The organism is Alkalibacillus salilacus (genome assembly GCF_030812915.1).
GTDB classification, from domain to species: domain Bacteria; phylum Bacillota; class Bacilli; order Bacillales; family Alkalibacillaceae; genus Alkalibacillus; species Alkalibacillus salilacus.
Genome location: NZ_JAUSTQ010000014.1, coordinates 1 through 20,334, shown reverse-complemented (window position 1 = coordinate 20,334; position 20,334 = coordinate 1). Strand labels below are relative to the sequence as shown.

Here is a 20,334-nt window from a genome sequence, read left to right as displayed (position 1 = left end):
ATGATGTGTTAATTAATTGGAGTTTAGTTTCAAATTCGTCTATAAAAACAAAAAAAGCTCCCGAAACTAATTTCGGGAGCTTTAATTACGTTTTTTAGAGAGCCCACATAGAATAATACGCCTGAACTAAGGGAAAGTCAAGCATACTTTATAAGTCTTCTTCTTCGTCGCCTTTATCTAAGTTCTTCTCGAGATCATCGACTTCATCTTCAAAGAGTTCTTCTGATTCAGACTCCTCACCCGATGTGTCAATATCATCTTCAAGCAGGGTTTCATCTTCAGCTGCTGGTTCTTCTGCTTTATCTTTTTTCTTTTTCTTCTGCTTCTTCTTCGGTTTCTCCTCAGCAACAAACGCATCTTCTACCGTTTGATCAAACGGGTACCAATGCTTTAAGCCCCATAGATTGGAACCGACTGATAGGAAACGACCGTCAATATTAAGGTCGGTATAAAACTGTGAAATGTATTGTTCTTTTTCTTTCTGACTGAACTCTTTCGCTTCAGCAACAAGCTGGTACATATCTTGGAAATTTTTCGCTTGATGATCGCCAAGCATGATTTCATAAGCAATATCAATCATCGACATTTCTTGAATTTCTTCTTGTGTATACTTTTCTAAGCTCACAACCAGCACTCCTTTATCCAGTTAGCAGTAACTTTAGCTACTTTCCTAGTTTACAGAATATCATATATCATCGTCAATTCAAGAACAAATTATAATGATTGATATGGAGTATTGGCTGTGGAAAGTTTTCGGCGCCAGCCGTTGTATTTCAGCGAACGCCGATATATTTGCTGAGGCGCCGTTATATTTCCGAGGGCGCCGATAAAATTTTAAAGGCGCCGTTACCGCTTAATTATCGGCGCTATTATATACGAAATCGCTGATATACCAAAAATATCGGCGACTCACTTCTTCCTACTCATCGCTGAACTCGCTGATCCCCATTCCCACACTAAATCTCCATTAAATTAAAAAATCGTAGGATTCGACCCTGGTCGAATCCCACGACTTAGTTAAAAGCTTTTACATATTGCGACGATATTGGCCACCGACTTCGTATAGGGCGTTGGTAATTTGACCAAGGCTTGCGACTTTGACGGTATCCATTAGTTCCGCAAATATATTGCCGCCTGATGCAGCGACTTCTTTCAATCGTGCTAAAGCCACTTCAGCTTCCGCCGCATTTCGGGCTTGGAAATCGCGTAAGTTTTTGATTTGTCCTTGCTTTTCTTCTTGTGACGCACGAGCGACTTCCATCGAGTTGATGTCATCTTCAGATGGCGGGTTTGGATTTTGATACGTGTTAACGCCAACGATCGGTAGTTCGCCCGAGTGCTTCTTTCCTTCATAATAGAGTGACTCTTCTTGGATTTTACCGCGTTGATATTGACGTTCCATAGCGCCGAGCACGCCACCACGTTCATTCAGACTTTCGAATTCAGCTAAAACAGCTTCTTCAACAAGGTCCGTTAGTTCTTCTAAAATATACGAACCTTGCAGGGAGTTTTCCGTCTTCGTCAAGCCGAATTCTTTGCTAATAATCATCTGAATTGCCATCGCACGACGCACTGATTCTTCTGTCGGTGTCGTGATCGCTTCGTCATACGCATTCGTGTGTAGCGAGTTTGTATTATCTTGAATCGCAAGTAACGCTTGAAGCGTCGTGCGAATATCATTAAAGTCGACTTCTTGTGCGTGCAGTGAACGGCCAGATGTTTGAATATGGTACTTCAATTTCTGGCTACGGTCGTCTGCGCCATATTTATCACGCATCGCGACAGCCCAAATCCTGCGAGCGACACGACCAATCACGGTATACTCAGGATCCAGACCATTCGAGAAGAAGAACGACAGGTTTGGTGCAAATTTATTAATATCCATGCCGCGACTTAAGTAATATTCGACATACGTAAAGCCGTTCGCCAATGTGAACGCCAGCTGACTAATTGGATTCGCACCCGCTTCAGCAATATGATAGCCCGAGATAGACACGGAATAGTAGTTCTTCACATCTTGCTCGATAAAATATTCTTGAATATCACCCATCATCCGCAGGGCAAACTCGGTTGAGAAGATACATGTGTTTTGACCTTGATCTTCTTTCAAAATATCAGCCTGAACTGTTCCGCGTACAACTGAAATTGTTTCTGCCTTCAAATGCTCATGTTCTTCCGCGCTCGGCTCACGACCATTTTCTTCTTTAAACTTCTCGACTTGCTGATCCACAGCTGCATTAAAGAACATCGCTAAAATGATCGGCGCTGGTCCATTAATGGTCATCGATACCGAGGTCTTCGGATCACTTAAATCAAAACCGTCATACAGTTTCTTCATATCCTCAACTGTACAAATACTGACACCTGATTCGCCGACTTTACCGTAAATATCTGGACGCTCATCCGGATCTTCACCGTAAAGTGTGACCGAGTCAAACGCTGTACTCAAACGTTTCGCTGGTTCATTCTCGGATAAGTAATGAAAACGACGATTTGTCCGCTCTGGCGTTCCTTCACCCGCGAACTGACGAGTCGGATCTTCACCGCGACGCTTGAACGGGAACACACCAGCCGTATAAGGGAAATAGCCTGGTAGATTCTCAAGCATCATAAACTGCAAGCGATCGCCCCAGTCTTGATAATTCGGAAGTGCGACTTTAGGAATCTTAATACCTGACAAACTTTCTGTGTTCATCTCGACTTTGAATTCTTTACCGCGTACTTCATAACTCATTTCGTCCTGAGAATACGTTTCTTGGAATTGATCATAATCAGCTAACTTTTTCGTACTTTCTAAATCTAATTGTTGTTCATAATCGGCAATCAGCTGATCAAGCGCATCAATTTCGTGACCCGCGAGTTCATCTTTTGTCCCCTTCAACTGATAGACTTTACTTGCGAGCTCACTTTGACGACGCGCATGTTCTTTATAACCACGAACCGTTTCAGCAATATCACGTAAGTACTGACGACGCTCAGGTGGAATGATTAAGTTTTGCTTCTCAGCAATTTTCACACTCGTATCAAACGGCACTTCAACATTCCAATCATAACGCTCATTTAATGTTTCAATCATGGCAGCAAATAAGGTGTTCGTGCCCGCATCGTTAAACTGGCTCGCGATCGTTCCAAAAACCGGGAATGTCGCATGGTCTTCATGAAATAACATATGACTACGCTCGTACTGTTTGCGGACTTGTTTAAGTGCATCATCAGAGCCTTTTTGTTCGAATTTATTAATGACAATAAAGTCAGCAAAATCGATCATGTCGATCTTCTCAAGCTGTGAAGGTGCACCGAATTCAGCTGTCATCACATACATCGACAAGTCCGTAATTTCGGTGATTTCGGCGTCACCTTGCCCGATACCGCTCGTCTCAACAATAATAAAATCAAAATGCGCCGCTTTCGTGACATTAATCGCATCGGTAATTGCTTTCGACAACTCACTTTTCGAATCACGCGTGGCAAGTGAACGCATGTAAACACGCGAATCAAAAATCGCATTCATGCGAATTCGATCACCAAGCAATGCGCCGCCCGTTTTCTTCTTCGTTGGGTCGACTGAAATAACCGCAATTTTCTTATCAGGAACTTCGTTTAAAAAGCGACGAATTAATTCATCGGTTAGGGAACTTTTACCAGCACCACCTGTTCCGGTAATCCCCATAACAGGTACACTTGACCCGTCAATCGCTAGCAGTCGATCTAACTCTTCACTTGAAACCGATCCATTTTCCACATGGGTAATTAACCTAGCAACTGCTTGATTGTCGCCATCTTTCGCAGCTTTCGCATCTGCTTCTAATTCAATCGGCGTTGGGTGATCGCACTCTTCTAACATCGTATTAATCATGCCCTGAAGCCCTGTTTCACGACCATCTTCAGGCGAAAAGATACGTGCGACACCATATTCATGAAGTTCTTTAATTTCACGTGGCAAAATAACACCGCCACCACCGCCGTAAACACGGATATGACCCGCGCCTTTTTCATTTAATAAGTCGACCATGTATTTGAAATATTCGACATGACCTCCCTGATAAGACGAAATCGCTATTCCTTGTGCGTCTTCTTGAATCGCCGCGTTCACCACTGCTTCGACTGAGCGATTATGCCCTAAATGAATAACCTCTGCACCGCTCGCTTGCAATATTCGTCGCATAATATTAATCGATGCATCATGCCCGTCGAATAAACTTGATGCTGTTACAAACCTTACAGGATTTTTGACTTGATATGCTTCCACTTGCTGCATTATGACACGCCTCCTTGCTTTTGATTATAAGCTTCATACGACAATTGGTTTGTTAACCATTTAAATTGAAGATTCGTATAGTCCTCTAATGTAAAAGTCTTCTGTAGAGTCCAACGTCGAAAGCCCCACATTTGTCCTTGAATAAAAATGTTATTCGCCATTAGCACTATGTCTCGTTCACTTAAAACTGATGGATAATTATTAGTTAAAATTCGTTCAAACAACTGCATCATTTCGATTTCTTTATTCAAAACATAATCTTGTGCATCTTTTGGTAAGGCCTTTAATTCTTGATACAAAATCAACACTTCATCTTGTAGATCATCCATCACATGGAAATACGACTTGACCGCTTGATAAAGCGCATCTTCTGACGTTTCATTGGTATCAATGACCGATTCCATACGCGACTTCACTTCATCGTAAATCGCATCACAGACGAGAAATAGCACGTCTTCTTTCGTCCGAATATATTCATAGAGCGTGCCGATACTAAAACCGGCCGCTTTAGCGATCTCCCGTGTCGTCGCCCGGTGAAATCCTTTATCTTTAAATAGCGTCACTGCACCTTTTTGCAGTTGAGCTCGCCGTTTTTGAATCAATGTTTCGTCTTTAATGGATGAACTTATTTCTTTAACCATCACCTGCCCCCTTCCACGCTCTTAGCCATTGATCAGCTAGTTGATAAGGGTCTGTTACGTTGTCTAATTCATACAATAGCTTCTCATCATTTTCAACCATGTGAACCACATCTTTATACACAGCATCATGAATTAAATCGTAAACTTCATGCTTCAATTGTTCTTGGCGTTTCTTGATACCTGCTTCAGAAGTTTCTAAATAATCTCTGTGCTGCTCGAAAGCACGCACCATTTTATCAAAACCTTTAGGCTCATTCGTCGAAACAGCTTCGATCACTCGTGGTTCAAACTGTTCGTAACCGACCATATGAATCATGTCATACAGCTGATTTTTCAATTGACGAACACCAGGCAAGTCAGCTTTGTTAATAATAAATAAATCGGCAATTTCCATAATGCCTGCTTTAAACACTTGCATCACATCGCCTGAATTCGGCGTTAGCACAACAGCAGTTGTATCAACCACTTTCATAATATCGAGTTCTGATTGGCCAACGCCGACTGTTTCAACAAAAATATAATCAAACCCATACGCATCACACGCCCGGATCGCGTCCTTTGTTGCACGTGCCAAGCCGCCAAGACTACCACGCGTTGCCATACTTCGAATAAACACTTGTTCATCAGTGAAATGTTTATGCATGCGGACTCGATCGCCAAGAAGCGCACCACCACTAAAGGGACTCGTCGGATCAACGGCGATAATCGCAACTGTTTTGTCTTGCTCACGTAAATGGGTCACAAGATGATCAAGCAGCGAGCTTTTCCCAGCGCCAGGTGAGCCCGTGATTCCAACGTAATGAGACCCTTGCTTACGCTGATTAATCGCACTTAAGAGCGCCAATTTCTCTGGGTGATCATTTTCCACCATGGTAATCGCTCGGGCTAATGCGCGCTGATCTTGTTTTGCGATTCGTTCTGCCAGTTGCTCCATATGAGTCCTTCCTTTCGATCTATTAGTCTTTCGTTACCATGCGGCCAACGACAAGACGTTGAATTTCTTGTGTGCCTTCATAAATTTGCGTAATTTTCGCATCGCGCATATAACGCTCAACCGGATAATCTTTCGTGTAACCATAACCACCATAAACTTGAACAGCTTCAACTGTGACGTTCATCGCTGTATCACCAGCAAATAATTTCGCCATCGCAGATTCTTTCTGATACGGCAAACCTTCTGATTCGTTATAAGCCGCTTGATAGGTCAATAGACGAGATGCTTCGATATTGGTTGCCATATCAGCAAGCTTAAACGAAATCCCTTGATTTTTCGCAATCGGTTTACCAAACTGTTCGCGCTCTTTCGCATAATCCGTCGCTTTATCAAGCGCGCCTTGAGCAATCCCGACCGCTTGAGCTGCGATGCCGTTACGACCACCATCTAGTGTTGTCATCGCAATCTTGAAGCCGTCACCTTCAGCGCCTAGCATATTCTCTTTTGGAATACGGCAATTTTCGAAGATTAGTTCAGTTGTTGGTGACGAACGGATTCCCAGTTTCTCTTCTTTTTTACCAAAACTAAAGCCTTCTGTTCCTTTTTCAACGATAAATGCGGAAATGCCTTTATGTTTCGCATCCATGTCTGTTTTCGCAAACACGACATAAATATCAGCAACACCACCATTGGTGATCCATACTTTTGAACCGTTAAGCACGTATTCATCGCCATCAAGTTTCGCCGTTGTCTTCATGGATGACACGTCACTACCTGCGCCAGGCTCAGATAAGGCGTAAGCCCCTAAAGCTTCACCAGTTGCTAGACGTTGCAGGAAGTTTTGTTTTTGTTCTTCGTTACCGTATGTGTAGATTGGCCAGCTCGCTAGGGAAATATGGGCTGATAGAGTTACACCCGTTGATGCACAAACGCGTGATAGTTCTTCAACAGCAATCGCATAACTGACGAAATCTGAGCCAATACCGCCGTATTCTTCTGGCCACGGAATCCCAGTTAGACCAAGTTCGGCCATTTGATCAAAAATGCCGCGGTCAAAGCGTTCTTCTTCGTCTCGTTCTGCCGCCGTTGGTTCAACTTCATTGACTGCAAAATCGCGGACCATTTTTCGTAACATTTGTTGTTCTTCAGATAGTTGAAAATTCATCTATTGTTTCCTCCTTTTATTTCAGCAACTGACGACTGATGACCATGTTCTGGACTTCGGTCGTTCCTTCGTAGATTTGAGTAATTTTTGAGTCACGGAAATAACGCTCAACAGGATAGTCTTTCGTGTAACCATAGCCACCGAAGACTTGAACAGCTTCGATCGCTGTGTCCATTGCTGTTTGTGATGCGAATTTCTTCGCCATCGACGCTTGCATACTCGCATCTTCTCCAGCTTCATACGTTGAAGCAGCGTTATAGACTAATAGTTTCGCAGATTCAACCGCTGTCGCCATGTCTGCCAGTTTAAATGACACACCTTGATGTTTCGCGATCGGCTTACCGAATTGTTCACGTTCTTTCGCATAGTCCGTCGCTGCTTCAAATGACGCTTCTGCAATACCGAGAGCTTGAGCCGCAATCCCGATTCGACCGATATTTAAGTTCGCCATCGCGATCTTAAAGCCTTCTCCCTCTTCGCCGAGCATTTGTGATTGATGGACGCGACACTGATCAAATGCTAATGAAACAGTACTCGATCCATGTAAGCCCATTTTTTCCTCGGCTTTTCCGATTTCAAAGCCTGGAGTTCCATCTTCAACGATAAATGCGGATACCCCTTTATGCCCGAGTTCTGGGTTCGTATTAGCAAACACGATATAGGTCGTCGCAAATCCACCATTTGTCATAAACACTTTTGAGCCGCTTAGGATGTAATCATCGCCATCTTTAACGGCTTTTGTTTTCAAATTACTAGCATCACTACCAGCCTGAGGTTCGGTTAAAGCAAAAGCACCAAGATATTCGCCCGAAGCTAATTTCGGGATATAGTGATTAATTTGTTTTTCTGTACCAAATTTCAAAATCGGAAAAGTCCCAACTGACGTGTGCACGGATAAAATCACGCCTAGCGTCGCACTCACTTTCGACAATTCGTGAATCGCGATTATATAAGACGTGTAATCCATACCTGCTCCACCACGTTCTTCACTGATCGGAATCCCAAGTAGTCCTAGTTCGCTCATTTTTGCGAGTAATTCTTGAGGAAAACGGTCTTCTCTTTCCATCTGTTCGACAGCTGGCGCGACTTCTTGCTGAGCGAAATCTCGCACCATCTTGCGCATCATCATTTGTTCTTCTGTAAACTGCAAATTCATGAGGGGTTCCTCCTGCTCACCTTAATCATAGACGTAAAAACCACGACCTGACTTCTTGCCTAACCACCCCGCACTCACGTATTTACGCAACAGTGGGCACGGACGATACTTACTGTCGCCGAAGCCTTCGTGTAAAATTTCCATAATGTAGAGACATGTATCTAATCCAATGAAATCAGCGAGTTGAAGCGGTCCCATGGGATGATTCATACCAAGCTTCATGACACTATCAACATCTTCAGGTTTCGCAACACCTTCAAAGACTGTATAAATCGCTTCGTTAATCATTGGCATCAAGACACGGTTAGAAATAAAACCAGGATAGTCATTCACTTCAACTGGTGTTTTACCGAGCTTTTCAGTTGCTTCTTGAATCGTTTGATAAGATGCGTCACTTGTCTGAATCGCACGAATCACTTCAACGAGCTTCATCACTGGCACCGGATTCATAAAGTGCATGCCGATTACTTGTTCAGGACGATTAGTTACCGCTGCGATATCCGTAATGGGTAAAGATGATGTATTCGTCGCTAAAATCGCGTGTTGTGGTGCGACTTCATCAAGTTTTTGAAAAACCTTTGTTTTGACTTCCATCGTCTCGACGACCGCTTCAATAATTAAATCCCGATCACTCGCAGCATTGATATCTGACGTTGTCTGAATTTGGTTCAACGTGTTCGTCTTATCATCAGCTGTGATGCGTTCTTTTTCGATTTGTCGATCAAGTCGCTTTTCGATGCCTTGATAGCCTTTTGTTAATGATTCTTCTGAGATATCATTTAGTTTCACGTCGAAGCCAGCTTGGGCAAAAACTTGAGCAATCCCTGCCCCCATTTGGCCAGCTCCAACGACCATAATGTTTTGAACTGCCATGCCGATTCCTCCTTCAATTATTGCTTCGGTACTTCGATTAATAAGGCGTCACCTTGGCCGCCTCCTGAGCAGATGGACGCAATACCTAATCCGCCTCCGCGACGTTTTAATTCGTAGGCTAAAGTTAGAATAATACGCGCGCCACTTGCGCCGATCGGGTGACCTAAGGCAACGGCACCACCGTTAACGTTAACTTTTGCTGGATCAAGTCCCGCGATCTCACTACTCGCAAGTGATACAGCCGCAAATGCTTCGTTCACTTCAAATAGGTCGATATCGTCTTTAGAATAACCTGTCTTTTCAAGTAAGTTGTTAATCACAATACCTGGGGTCTCTGGAAAACGCTCAGCTTCAACTGCCACTTCTTCATGACCTAAAATCGTTGCAAGAGGCGTTTGCCCAGTTTGATTGGCTTTGTCTTCTGACATTAAGACCATTGAAGCGGCACCATCGTTAACACCAGGTGCATTCCCTGCTGTGATCGTGCCATCTTTATCGAAAGCAGGTTTTAGTTTAGCTAAGCTCTCGGCTGTGGTATCTTCACGTGGTGCTTCATCTTCCGTCACTTGAATCGGATCTTTTTTCCGTTGTGGAACTTCGACAGTCGCGATTTCATCAGCTAATTTACCGTCTTTTGTTGCTTGAACTGCGCGTTCATGACTGCGCGCTGCCCATTCATCTTGTTGTTCACGTGATAGATTAAATTTATCAGCTGTTCGATTACCGTAGCTTCCCATATGAACATTTTCAAATGAGCATGTTAGGCCATCATGAATCATCATGTCTTTCACTTTCTGATCCCCCATACGGAAGCCCCATCGTGCATTCGGTATGAAATATGGCGCTTGGCTCATGCTTTCCATACCACCTGCGACAATGACCTCCTCTTCACCGAGGCGAATGAGCATGTCACCTAAAGCGACACTGCGCATGCCTGATGCACAAACTTTGTTAATCGTCTCTGTTTTCGTACCCCACGGCAGACCAGCTTCACGTAACGCTTGCCGTGATGGTAGCTGTCCTTGACCACCTTGAAGCACTGATCCCATGATGACTTCTTGCACATCAGCTGCATCGACATTCGCTCGTTTCAGCGACTCTTTAATCGCTATACCTCCGAGTTGAGCTGCTGTTAAAGGTGCTAAGGCGCCACCGAACTTACCGAACGGCGTACGAGCACCTGCAACAATGACTGTTTTTGTCATAATAAACCTCCTCTATCGTTATGTAACCGCTATCATGTATTATAACATATATTGATTGAGCGTTCGTTCAATTTTGCAGATTTTTTATAATTTTTGTTCAATAAGGTTTTGGTTCTTCACTTTTGAAATAAATCCTCTTATTTATTTCAAAAATGAGCTGACTTAACTCAAAACTTCGGGGAGTTTTGAGTTAAGTCAGTGCAATTATTTAAAACTTAAATACATCATAAGAAAAAGCCGAGAGACTGAGTCTCTCGGCTTTTATTCATCTTAATTATTCAGCTGTAACAGGTTCTTCTTGTGTTACGCCTACATCTTGCCATTCAATCGCATATCTTGTAATATCGTAGTTTGTTACACGCTCGTTAGCTGGATAGATTTCAGAACGATATAGTGTAGGGAATACTGGAATTTCCTCTACCATTAGTTCTTGCCAGTCGCTGTAAACTTCTTTACGATATTCTTGATCAAATGCTTCTTCAGAAATACCATCCTCTAGAAGCTCAGTATTTTCTTCGCTCTCATAACGAGGGAAGTTAAAGATTTGTGTAGGTCCATATAGACCTGTTGGGTCAACGTCAGAACCAACACTCCATGCACCTGCATAGATATCGATTGCAGGGTCATCTTCACCTGTTTGACCTACGCGATCATAGAACTGGTTGAATTCAAGAAGTCGACCATCAACTAATTGTACGTCTAGACCAACTTGTTCCCATTGTTGCATGTAGTAGTTTGCAATCGGTTCAGCTGATTCGCCACCTGACATAGAAGCAAAGTTAATTGTTAATTCTTCACCATCTGGTGTTTCACGCATACCATCACCATTCGTGTCCTCATAACCTGCTTCATCTAAAATGCGATTAGCTTCATCAGCATCATAAGTCGGTGTTTCAATGGATTCGTCATGGAAGTTTTCATGCCATGGCGTAATTAATGTTGTTGCATTCCAACGCAAGCCATTATAGAAGTTTTCACCGACACCGTTGTTATCTACTGCGTACCACATTGCACGACGTAGTTCAACGTCTCCCATCTTCATTTCGTCTGGCTTATAATTAACTCTATTTTCTTCAGCATTCCAGTCACCTAGTTTAAAGCCAATGTAACTGTAAGAACCAGCAACATCACCTAACCACTCAACATTTTCCATGTTTGAATTTTCTGGATACTGGTCTGCAGGGAATGCATCAACAACATCTACCCCACCAGTTTCAAGTTCTTGAGCAACGACGTTCGGGTTAACAACTTTAACAGTTACACCGTCTAAGTTCGGTTCACCGTCCCAATAATCTTCATTCGCTGTTAGCTCAACTGATTCACCTGGTACGATTGAATCAACTTTGAATGGTCCCATGCCGATTGGGTTTTCGCGAACTGGATCACTTTCAGCCATATCAGCTACAGGAATATCTTCAAATACGTGTTTCGGCATTGCATATGTCCAAATACCACCTGAAGTTAATGATGGTGTTAGACGCTCATAATTAATAGTGAATGATTTTTCGTCATGAATCTCGATTCCAGAGATTTCATCCGCTTCACCATTATGATATTCTTCCATACCTTCAATTAATGTGAAACCAACTGTACCGTAACGAACACCTGTATAATCAGGATGTCCGATTACTTCATAAGAATATACCCAGTCTTCAGCTGTTACTGGTTCACCATCGTGCCAGTTAACGCCATCTTTAATTTCAAACGTAATTGAACCTTCTTCTTCATTTGCTTCAAATGTCGCTGGACCTTCATTGTTATACGTATGGTCTGTGTCCATACCTAGCATTGCTTCATCAATGAATTGCAGGATCTGTGAGTCAGGGTCACCTGAATAGAAGTTATATTGTAGCGTACCTTCAAACACTGTATCGGAAACAAGTCCGAAGTTTAAATGGCCACCGTCAATCGGATCTTCTTCATTTGAAGTTTGGTTTGGAAAATTCTCGATGTCATAGATTTTATCTTCCGGATCAGTCTCTTCTTCACTGCTTCCTTCCGAATCTTCCTCGCCACCTTCACTTCCTTCTGATTCTTCTGAACCTTCTTCTGAGCCACCACCGGCTTCTTCATTTCCTTCATCATCGCCGCCACATGCAGCTAGAACAAGGAACAGAGCGAGCATTAGGACAAAAAACAGTTTGCCCGTAATAGATTTGCTCATGTAAATACCTCCCCTTTTTTCTTAAAGTAGTTTGTCAGGTTAACTGACATGAAATATATACTAATCGTCATCTCAATTAAGAGACGAACGACTGTATCAAAATTAGGATGCACGGCGTTGTCTTGCATCTGCCGCACGCTTTAATGCTTCACCGACGTTACGAACGGCTAACATTAAGACTAAGATTAAAATGGCAGCTGGTACCCAAATCCACCAGCGTTGCTCTAAAGTGGTTGGGTTAGTCGCATAACTCAGTAATGTTCCTAAACTCGGAGTATCTTGCGGGAATCCGAAACCTAAGAATGATAGGCCCGATTCAATTCCGATGTTTGCCGCTAAGTTAAGCGTCATCGTCACCACAATCAGTGACATAATATTCGGTAATACTTGTGTAAAAATGATTTTCATATGTGATGAACCTAATGTCCTGGATGCTTGGACATAATCAAGTTCTTTCTCCTGTAAAGCCCTCGACCTAATCAATCTCGCTATTCCCATCCATAAGAATGCTGTCATCACAAGTGAGAAGGTCATAACACTATACTTTGGAACAATCGTAACGAATACGATAATAATCATAATGTTTGGAAGTACCATGAAAAAGTCAACAATACGCATCATGACGTTATCCACATGACCACCAAAGTAGCCTGAAACGACTCCAAAAACAATTCCAATAAACCCTGACATGATCGTTACCAAGATACCAACTGATAACGAGTTACGGGTACCGATAATTAACTGACCAAATATATCACGACCACCTTGGTCTGTACCTAAAAGAAATAGTTCTGATGGTGGTTCATAAATCGCAAACGGATCAACTCGAACAATTTCGTCTTTATCTAGTAATATTGATACACCGAATACTGCAATCGTCGTTAATACAAGAAATAATAATGATACTAACGCTAATTTATCCCTCAAAATTTCCTTCCAGAAAATCGATAAACCAGAAGGACTTTTTTCTACTTTTTGTTCAATGACTTTCTCTGTTTGTTGATTACTCACTCGTTTCACCCCCTGCAACTCTGTTATTTAATACGGATACGTGGATCAACAATACTTAAAATAATGTCGGATAATAATGCACCGAGTATGGCCGCGAGTCCGAATAGCAGTACGACTGCCGTTACAACTGGGAAGTCACGGATTAAAATTGACTCGATAAACAAGTTACCCATCCCTGGATAGCTGAAAATTTGTTCAACAAAGACTGATCCAGTAATAAGCATCGTAATCTCATAACCGAAAAACGCTGCAATCGGTAAAACAGAGTTACGGAAGATATGACGGTTGTATACACGAGACTCTGGTGCACCTTTTGCTCTAGCTGTAATAATAAAGTCTTTTTGCTTCGTGTCTATAATCTCACTACGTAAATATTGCACTGTACCAACCACACCGATTAACGCAATCGATAAAGCTGGTAATAATAAGTGATGCAACTTACTAACAATGTATTCAAACGATCCTGGTTCTAGTCCTGAGGCGACAGAGCCACCTGTTGGGAACCATCCTAGTGTAAATCCGAAGAAAAACAGGACAACTAATGCGAAAATAAAGATTGGTGTCGCAAACCCTAAGTATGTATAGCCTGTTATGATTTGATCGACTAAACGATCATTCCAACGACCACTAATAATACCTAAAGGAATTCCAATCGCATAAATGAATATAACAGATAATAAGGATAACCAAATCGTATTAATCATTCGCTCCCAAATCAAATCAGTTACTGGTCGGTAATGCGCTGTTGATGTCCCGAAGTCACCTTCAGCTACACCAGAAACCCATCTGCCATATTGCTGATACCATGGGTCATTTAGACCTAAACGCTCACGTTGTTCTTCAATCGCATCTTGTGAAAGACTTGGGTCAATTTGGCTAGTAAAGGCATCCCCTGGCATGAGCGAAGCCATAAAGAACACGAGTAAACTCAATAATAATAGCTGCGGCAATGTTATGATTAATCTTCGTACGATAAATTTCCACATAATCGATCAACCTCTTTCTGGTAAAGCTACTTTGTGTGTGTCTGTAATTTGCTTGAGGTTAAACGCCAAGCCTTCTTCATTAAAGTAGTCATAAAATGATTGCTGATATTCTTCTTTAATTTGCGCACGAAATTCTCGATGTTTCTCCCGGTTTCGTGGATCCACGTCTGGAATAGCCGCGACTAGACGTTTCGTGTAAATGTGTTGCGGATTGTTGAAAATTTCTTCTGTTAATCCTTCTTCAACCAAACGGCCCTGATACATAATGCCGATGCGGTCACACATATGTTTAATAACGCCTAAGTCGTGAGCAATGAAGAATAAAGTTAAATCCATTTCTTTTTGAATATCTTGTAAGAAGTTCAGCACTTGAGCTTGAACAGAAACGTCTAAGGCTGATACAGGCTCATCTGCAATAATGAGTTTTGGATTTAATGCAATCGCACGGGCAACACCTATACGTTGCCGTTGACCACCTGAGAATTCGTGTGGATATTTCATAATACTGTCTGAACTGATTCCAACGCGTTCAAGTAACTCTTGTACCCGTTTTTTCTCTTCATCCTTCGATAGTTTTTCGTAATTTCGAATCGGTTCAGCAACGATATCAATTACCCGTTTTCTTGGGTTCAAACTTGAATACGGGTCTTGGAAAATCATTTGAATATCATTACGGACATCAACCTTTTTACCTTTCTTAGCATTCAAATGACTATCTTCAAAGTAAATATCGCCATCCGTAATATTATTCAATCCCATAACCGCTTTCCCTGTCGTCGTCTTACCTGAACCTGACTCACCAACAAGGCCGTATGTTTCGCCTTCTCGCACTTCAAATGAAACGCCATCGACGGCTTTAACTTCATCAATTTTTCTGTTTAATATTCCCCCATGAATAGGAAAGTGTATTTTTAGATCATCAACCTTCAGTAACGCCATTTGCTTGGTCCTCCTTGTTCTCATCTGGGAAGTAAAAATGCTGATAACACGTACAACGCACAAAGTGGCCTTCGCTCACTTCATGTAAGACTGGATGATCTTCATGGGCATCATCATCAATCCAAGGTATTCGTCCTTTAAACCTGCAACCAGTACGTGGTAAATGCTTAAGTGATGGCACAATTCCTTGAATCACATGTAAACGATCTTGTGCATAATCTGTTGCTGGAATGGAACTGAGTAGCGATCGCGTATAAGGATGCTGCGGATTAACGAAAACCGATTCAACATCTGATTCTTCAACGATTTGACCCGCGTACATAACAGCCACACGGTCAGCCATTTCAGCAACAACCCCTAAGTCGTGGGTGATTAAAATAACCCCTGAATTCAGGTCATCTTTTAGCTCTTGAATCAAGTCAAGAATCTGAGCTTGAATGGTCACATCCAATGCCGTTGTCGGCTCGTCTGCTATTAATAACTTAGGTTGATTAGCGATCGCAATCGCGATAATCACACGCTGTCTCATACCGCCAGATAATTCGTGTGGAAATTGGTCAACAACACGTTCAGGTCTCGGGATTCCTACTCGACCAAGTAGTTCGATTGCATAATTTCGTCGTTCTGTCTTAGACATGTTCTTATTATGTAATAATAAAACTTCTCCGATTTGCACGCCGATTTCCATCAGTGGGTTAAGAGCTGTCAAAGGATCTTGGAAGATCATTGACATGTCTTTACCACGAATCTTATTCATTTCTGATGTTGATAATTTAGCAAGGTCTTGACCTTGGAATAACATTTCACCTTCGATTTTCCCTCGATTGTGTAAACCCATAATCGAGAAGGCTGTGGCACTTTTACCTGACCCTGATTCTCCTACAATCGCTAGCACTTCATTTTCTCGAACCGTTAATGAAACGTCATCAACAGCCGCGTAATATTCTTCGTCGATCTGAAACGACGTTGATAAATTATTAATCTTTAATAGTTCCTGACTCAACACCATCACCCTTGATCATTATTTTCTTGCTGATTGTTATTGATAGTAAATTCTGAAAATTAAACTTAAAAAAACTTTAATATTGTCATCATTCTGTTAATTGAATTTATAACTGTTATTGTAATGAATGAATTTTAGAAAAGCAAGATGTTTTTTAATTTTCTAAAAATATAGTTTATTGTCATTTGACTCTATTTTCTGAATTCTTATTCGTTTATTTTATCATGGTTTATTAATTAATCAAGCCATTTTTTGTAGAAGAATTATTAAATTAGTATAATAATTTCACGACAATTAACGACATTTGAATAACCATTCACAGCTTTGTATAAAAAACCCTATATGGATATAAAAAACCATATAGGGTTTATTGAATTATGCTGGTTGTTCTACTTTTGCTTCTTCACCAAAGATCGAGCGTTCTAATACTTCTGCTACGTCTTGTGTGGTGACTTCTTCTTCGACTTCTTTGGCCTTTGTTCCGTCTGTTAACATCATTAAACAGAACGGGCAACCACTGGAAATAGTATTTGGATTCACTTCTAACGCTTGTTCTGTACGGGCCTCATTAATTCGGTTACCTGATGTTTCTTCCATCCACATCATACCCCCACCAGCGCCACAGCACATACCATTCTCTTTGTTTCGTTTCATTTCGACATATTCTACTCCCGGAATGGACTGTAGAATATCACGCGGTGGGTTATAAACTTCATTATAACGCCCTAAGTAACAAGAGTCGTGGAAGGTGATCTTCTCATTGACCGCTTCTTTCGGTTCAAGGCGGCCTTCATTAATAAGTTCTGCTAAAAGTTCAGTATGGTGATAAACTTCAGCTTCAAAACCGAAATCTGGATACTCATTTTTGAAAATATTATAAGCATGCGGATCGATAGTTACGATCTTCTTAATGTCATTCTTCTCGAATTCTTTAATATTCTTCTCAGCTAATTCTTGGAATAAGAACTCATTACCCATACGACGTGGTGTATCACCAGAGTTACGTTCTTTGTTACCTAAAATCGCAAATTTAATGCCTGCTTTGTTCATCAAGCGGGCAAAGGCCATCGCAATTTTTTGGCTACGATTATCGTAAGAGCCCATTGAACTAACCCAGAATAAGTATTCGAATTCTTCTCCTTCTTTTTCTAGTTCTTTAACTGTTGGAACGTTTAACGTTTCGTCTTCTTCACGCCAATTTTCGCGGTCTTTCTTCGATAAGCCCCACGGATTACCTTGGCGTTCAATGTTTGTCATAGCTCGCTGCGCCTCAGGATCCATTTTACCTTCTGTCATCACCAAGTAACGACGAAGGTCAATAATCGTGTCAACGTGTTGGTTCATTACCGGACAAGCGTCTTCACAGTTACGGCATGTCGTACACGCCCAAAGCTCTTCTTCTGTGACAACATCACCAATTAATTCTTTGCTTGTCACCTGACTAGATAGTGGGCTGTTTGGGTCGACGACTTGGTTTCCTGTCGCATCAGAAAACGCATAAGACGGAACCCACGGTGTTTGACCTGTTACAGCAGCACCTTTTTCAGTTAAATGATCGCGGATTTTCACTAAAACATCCATTGGCGATAACATTTTACCTGAAACTGATGATGGACAAACGTCTGTACAACGACCACACTCAACACAGGCGTATAAATCTAGTAGTTGTAAATCACTTAAATCTTCAACTTTACCGACACCGAATGATGGTTCCTCATCCGATTCTTCCATTTCATCCATGTCGAAATTAATCGGCTCAAGCTTACCATGGTTCTTATCGCGATTGAAGTAAACATTCGCTGGACCTGCTAGTAAGTGAGCGTGTTTTGATTGTGGTACATAAACTAAAAAGGCAAGTAACGCCACTAAGTGAATCCACCACATAATATAGAATAAAACAGTGGCCACAGTCGGACTCACCCAAGAGAAGGCCAGTGCTATAACGGATGCAACTGGCTCAGTCCATGCCGCTTCATGACCATGCCAAATCATGCCAAAACCATTACCTGCTAATACCGTGACCATCAGTGTACCGATGAAAATCAAGACCAATCCAGCTTTAAAACCGCGCTTTAAGCGAACGAGCTTCTCGATGTAACGGCGGTAGAACGCCCATACAACAGCCACCAAAATCGTTAATGTGACAAGCTCTTGGAAAAAGACGAACCCTGGATAAAATATCCCAAACGGTAAATGCGATCCTGGATTTAGCCCTTTCCATATGTAATCAATCGCCCCAAATTGCACGAGTAAAAAGCCGTAAAACATCATCACGTGAATGGCGCCTGATTTAGCATCTTTTAACAGTTTCTTCTGCCCAAATACATAAACACCAATATCTTTTAGCCGTTGTTTCACGTCATGGTCAAATTCTGTTTTTCGACCCAATTTAATGTAAGCAATTCGTGTTCGTACCACTTTGACGAACAAGAATAATGCATATACTGTAATCGCTAGAAATGCAACCCAATTCACCCATAACAACATTTCCATCTGTCTCCCCCCTAGTAGTATTACCTGTGACCGCTTTCATAATAAACATTTTAACACGAGAGCGTCAGAATTGAACAAGTTTTCTTATAATTTATTATACACTGAATGAGCATTCAGTCAATGACTTTTTGCATAATTCACTACCCTTTTCGAAAACTAGTCAAGAAGGAGGAAACTGTTTATGTGGGTGTTAATCGCGATTGCTATCATTATATTAGTCACACTTTGGCTTCAAACCAGTCACTCATCTAAATCTGAACCTACCTATCCCGTTCGACATAGTGATATGACATTTTTCGTCAATGGTCATCGCTTATTCCAACATTATATAGAAGATATTCGCAATGCTAAGAGTTGGATTTGTGTGCAATTTTTCATTATAAAAAATGATTTATTCGGCCACCACATCTTAACAGTTTTGCAGGAGAAGGCCTCTTCTGGTGTCCCTGTATATTTACTCATTGATCAAATGGGGTCACGAACAATAGCCAAAGATAAAATCGAAACGTTAAAACAAGCTGGCGTTCAAGTCGTTTATAGCAATCGGGTTTCGATTAAACACCCTATTCAATCAATAAATGAGCGAAATCACCGAAAAATTACCGTTATTGATGGACATATAGGCTATTTAGGGGGATTTAATGTAGGTAATCAATATATTAACCAAGGCGATCAATTCTCACGTTGGCGTGATTACCATATGCGATTGACGGGAGAAATTATTGAGGACTTATCGGATCAATTCATATTTGATTGGCGTCATAATACTTCAGAATCGATTACCTTACCTAAGACCGAGCTAGATCGAGGAAATACTCAAATGCAACTAATTGCATCAAGTGGTGGAACATTAGAATCTACATTTCTAGACCTAATTAATTCCGCCCAAGAGACCATCCAGATTGGTAGCCCTTATTTTATTCCAAGCAAACAGCTTAAGGCTTTATTAATTGAGAAGTTGAAAGCAGGCGTCCATATCGACATCTTGTACCCACACGATTCTGATCATCCCTTTGTCAAAGAAGCATCCGCTCCTTATCTTCGTGAAATGGCCAAATATGGAGCTAGCGTTTATTTATTTTATCGAGGATTTTATCATGCGAAGTCTTTGATTATTGACGGTAAAGTAGCAGATGTTGGTACAGCCAATTTTGACTTACGCAGTCTTTATTTAAATGAAGAAGTTAATATGTTGATTAAGGATGAAACCGCTGTTAAAACAGTACAAGGATATTTTAATCGTGATCTTCGAGCCGCTATGCCCTTGTACGATGCTTGGTTTAAAACACCTAATGCTTTGGTGTTTCATATCAAAAAGTGCCTGGCTCGGGTATTGCGTTTCTATTTATAAATGTTTATTTCGTATTGAATTGTGGGATATTATTTATAATGGATAAAGGAAATAGAAGGAGATAGAGTCCATATAATTGTGTAAAAAGGGTCATTTTCCTCTCCACATGGTACAATGTTTTCAACCACAAAAACGATTACCAGGAGGAGAGTATT

15 protein-coding genes are annotated in these 20,334 nt (G+C 41.5%); 1 reads left to right on the top strand and 14 read right to left on the bottom strand.

What is annotated here, in order from left to right; translation table 11 throughout:
- Positions 1 to 148: 148 nt before the first annotated feature.
- From rpoE to J2S77_RS12685, 14 genes are all read right to left on the bottom strand, one after another.
- Positions 149 to 625 (bottom strand): DNA-directed RNA polymerase subunit delta, encoded by a 477-nt coding sequence (gene rpoE / locus J2S77_RS12750; RefSeq protein ID WP_306977937.1) that lies wholly within the window; start codon positions 623 to 625, stop codon positions 149 to 151.
- Between the two features lie 402 nt (positions 626 to 1,027).
- Positions 1,028 to 4,258, bottom strand: coding sequence for a fused isobutyryl-CoA mutase/GTPase IcmF (gene icmF / locus J2S77_RS12745; RefSeq protein ID WP_306977935.1), 3,231 nt, complete (start codon positions 4,256 to 4,258; stop codon positions 1,028 to 1,030).
- Positions 4,258 to 4,899 (bottom strand): TetR/AcrR family transcriptional regulator, encoded by a 642-nt coding sequence (locus tag J2S77_RS12740; protein ID WP_306977933.1) that lies wholly within the window; start codon positions 4,897 to 4,899, stop codon positions 4,258 to 4,260. Before J2S77_RS12740 ends, icmF begins: the two co-directional genes overlap by 1 nt.
- Positions 4,892 to 5,833: a methylmalonyl Co-A mutase-associated GTPase MeaB gene (gene meaB / locus J2S77_RS12735; protein ID WP_306977932.1), complete on the bottom strand. Its 942-nt coding sequence runs from the start codon at positions 5,831 to 5,833 to the stop codon at positions 4,892 to 4,894. The genes J2S77_RS12740 and meaB overlap by 8 nt, the downstream gene beginning before the upstream one ends.
- Positions 5,834 to 5,855: 22 nt before the next feature.
- On the bottom strand, positions 5,856 to 6,998 hold the full coding sequence (locus J2S77_RS12730; RefSeq protein ID WP_306977930.1) for an acyl-CoA dehydrogenase: 1,143 nt from the start codon (positions 6,996 to 6,998) through the stop codon (positions 5,856 to 5,858).
- A 16-nt stretch (positions 6,999 to 7,014) separates the two neighbouring features.
- The gene (locus J2S77_RS12725) at positions 7,015 to 8,154 is read right to left on the bottom strand and encodes an acyl-CoA dehydrogenase (RefSeq protein WP_306977928.1); all 1,140 of its coding nucleotides are present in this window, start codon (positions 8,152 to 8,154) and stop codon (positions 7,015 to 7,017) included.
- Positions 8,155 to 8,175: 21 nt separating this feature from the next.
- A complete protein-coding gene (locus J2S77_RS12720; RefSeq protein ID WP_306977927.1) occupies positions 8,176 to 9,027 on the bottom strand; it encodes a 3-hydroxybutyryl-CoA dehydrogenase in 852 nt (283 codons plus the stop codon).
- Positions 9,028 to 9,044: 17 nt separating this feature from the next.
- Positions 9,045 to 10,232 (bottom strand): acetyl-CoA C-acetyltransferase, encoded by a 1,188-nt coding sequence (locus J2S77_RS12715; protein WP_306977924.1) that lies wholly within the window; start codon positions 10,230 to 10,232, stop codon positions 9,045 to 9,047.
- Positions 10,233 to 10,506: 274 nt separating this feature from the next.
- The gene (gene opp4A, locus J2S77_RS12710) at positions 10,507 to 12,396 is read right to left on the bottom strand and encodes an oligopeptide ABC transporter substrate-binding protein (RefSeq protein ID WP_306977922.1); all 1,890 of its coding nucleotides are present in this window, start codon (positions 12,394 to 12,396) and stop codon (positions 10,507 to 10,509) included.
- Between the two features lie 102 nt (positions 12,397 to 12,498).
- Positions 12,499 to 13,407 (bottom strand): ABC transporter permease, encoded by a 909-nt coding sequence (locus tag J2S77_RS12705; RefSeq protein ID WP_306977920.1) that lies wholly within the window; start codon positions 13,405 to 13,407, stop codon positions 12,499 to 12,501.
- A 23-nt stretch (positions 13,408 to 13,430) separates the two neighbouring features.
- Positions 13,431 to 14,393: an oligopeptide ABC transporter permease gene (gene opp4B / locus J2S77_RS12700; RefSeq protein ID WP_306977918.1), complete on the bottom strand. Its 963-nt coding sequence runs from the start codon at positions 14,391 to 14,393 to the stop codon at positions 13,431 to 13,433.
- 6 nt (positions 14,394 to 14,399) lie between these two features.
- Complete coding sequence (locus J2S77_RS12695) at positions 14,400 to 15,332, bottom strand: ABC transporter ATP-binding protein (protein WP_306977916.1); 933 nt, start codon at positions 15,330 to 15,332, stop codon at positions 14,400 to 14,402.
- Complete coding sequence (locus J2S77_RS12690) at positions 15,313 to 16,335, bottom strand: ABC transporter ATP-binding protein (protein ID WP_306977915.1); 1,023 nt, start codon at positions 16,333 to 16,335, stop codon at positions 15,313 to 15,315. Before J2S77_RS12690 ends, J2S77_RS12695 begins: the two co-directional genes overlap by 20 nt.
- A gap of 375 nt (positions 16,336 to 16,710) precedes the next feature.
- The gene (locus tag J2S77_RS12685; protein ID WP_306977913.1) at positions 16,711 to 18,828 is read right to left on the bottom strand and encodes a (Fe-S)-binding protein; all 2,118 of its coding nucleotides are present in this window, start codon (positions 18,826 to 18,828) and stop codon (positions 16,711 to 16,713) included.
- A 181-nt stretch (positions 18,829 to 19,009) separates the two neighbouring features.
- Between J2S77_RS12685 and J2S77_RS12680 the strand changes: the two genes are divergently transcribed.
- Positions 19,010 to 20,179: a phospholipase D-like domain-containing protein gene (locus J2S77_RS12680; RefSeq protein WP_306977910.1), complete on the top strand. Its 1,170-nt coding sequence runs from the start codon at positions 19,010 to 19,012 to the stop codon at positions 20,177 to 20,179.
- Positions 20,180 to 20,334 lie beyond the last annotated feature (155 nt).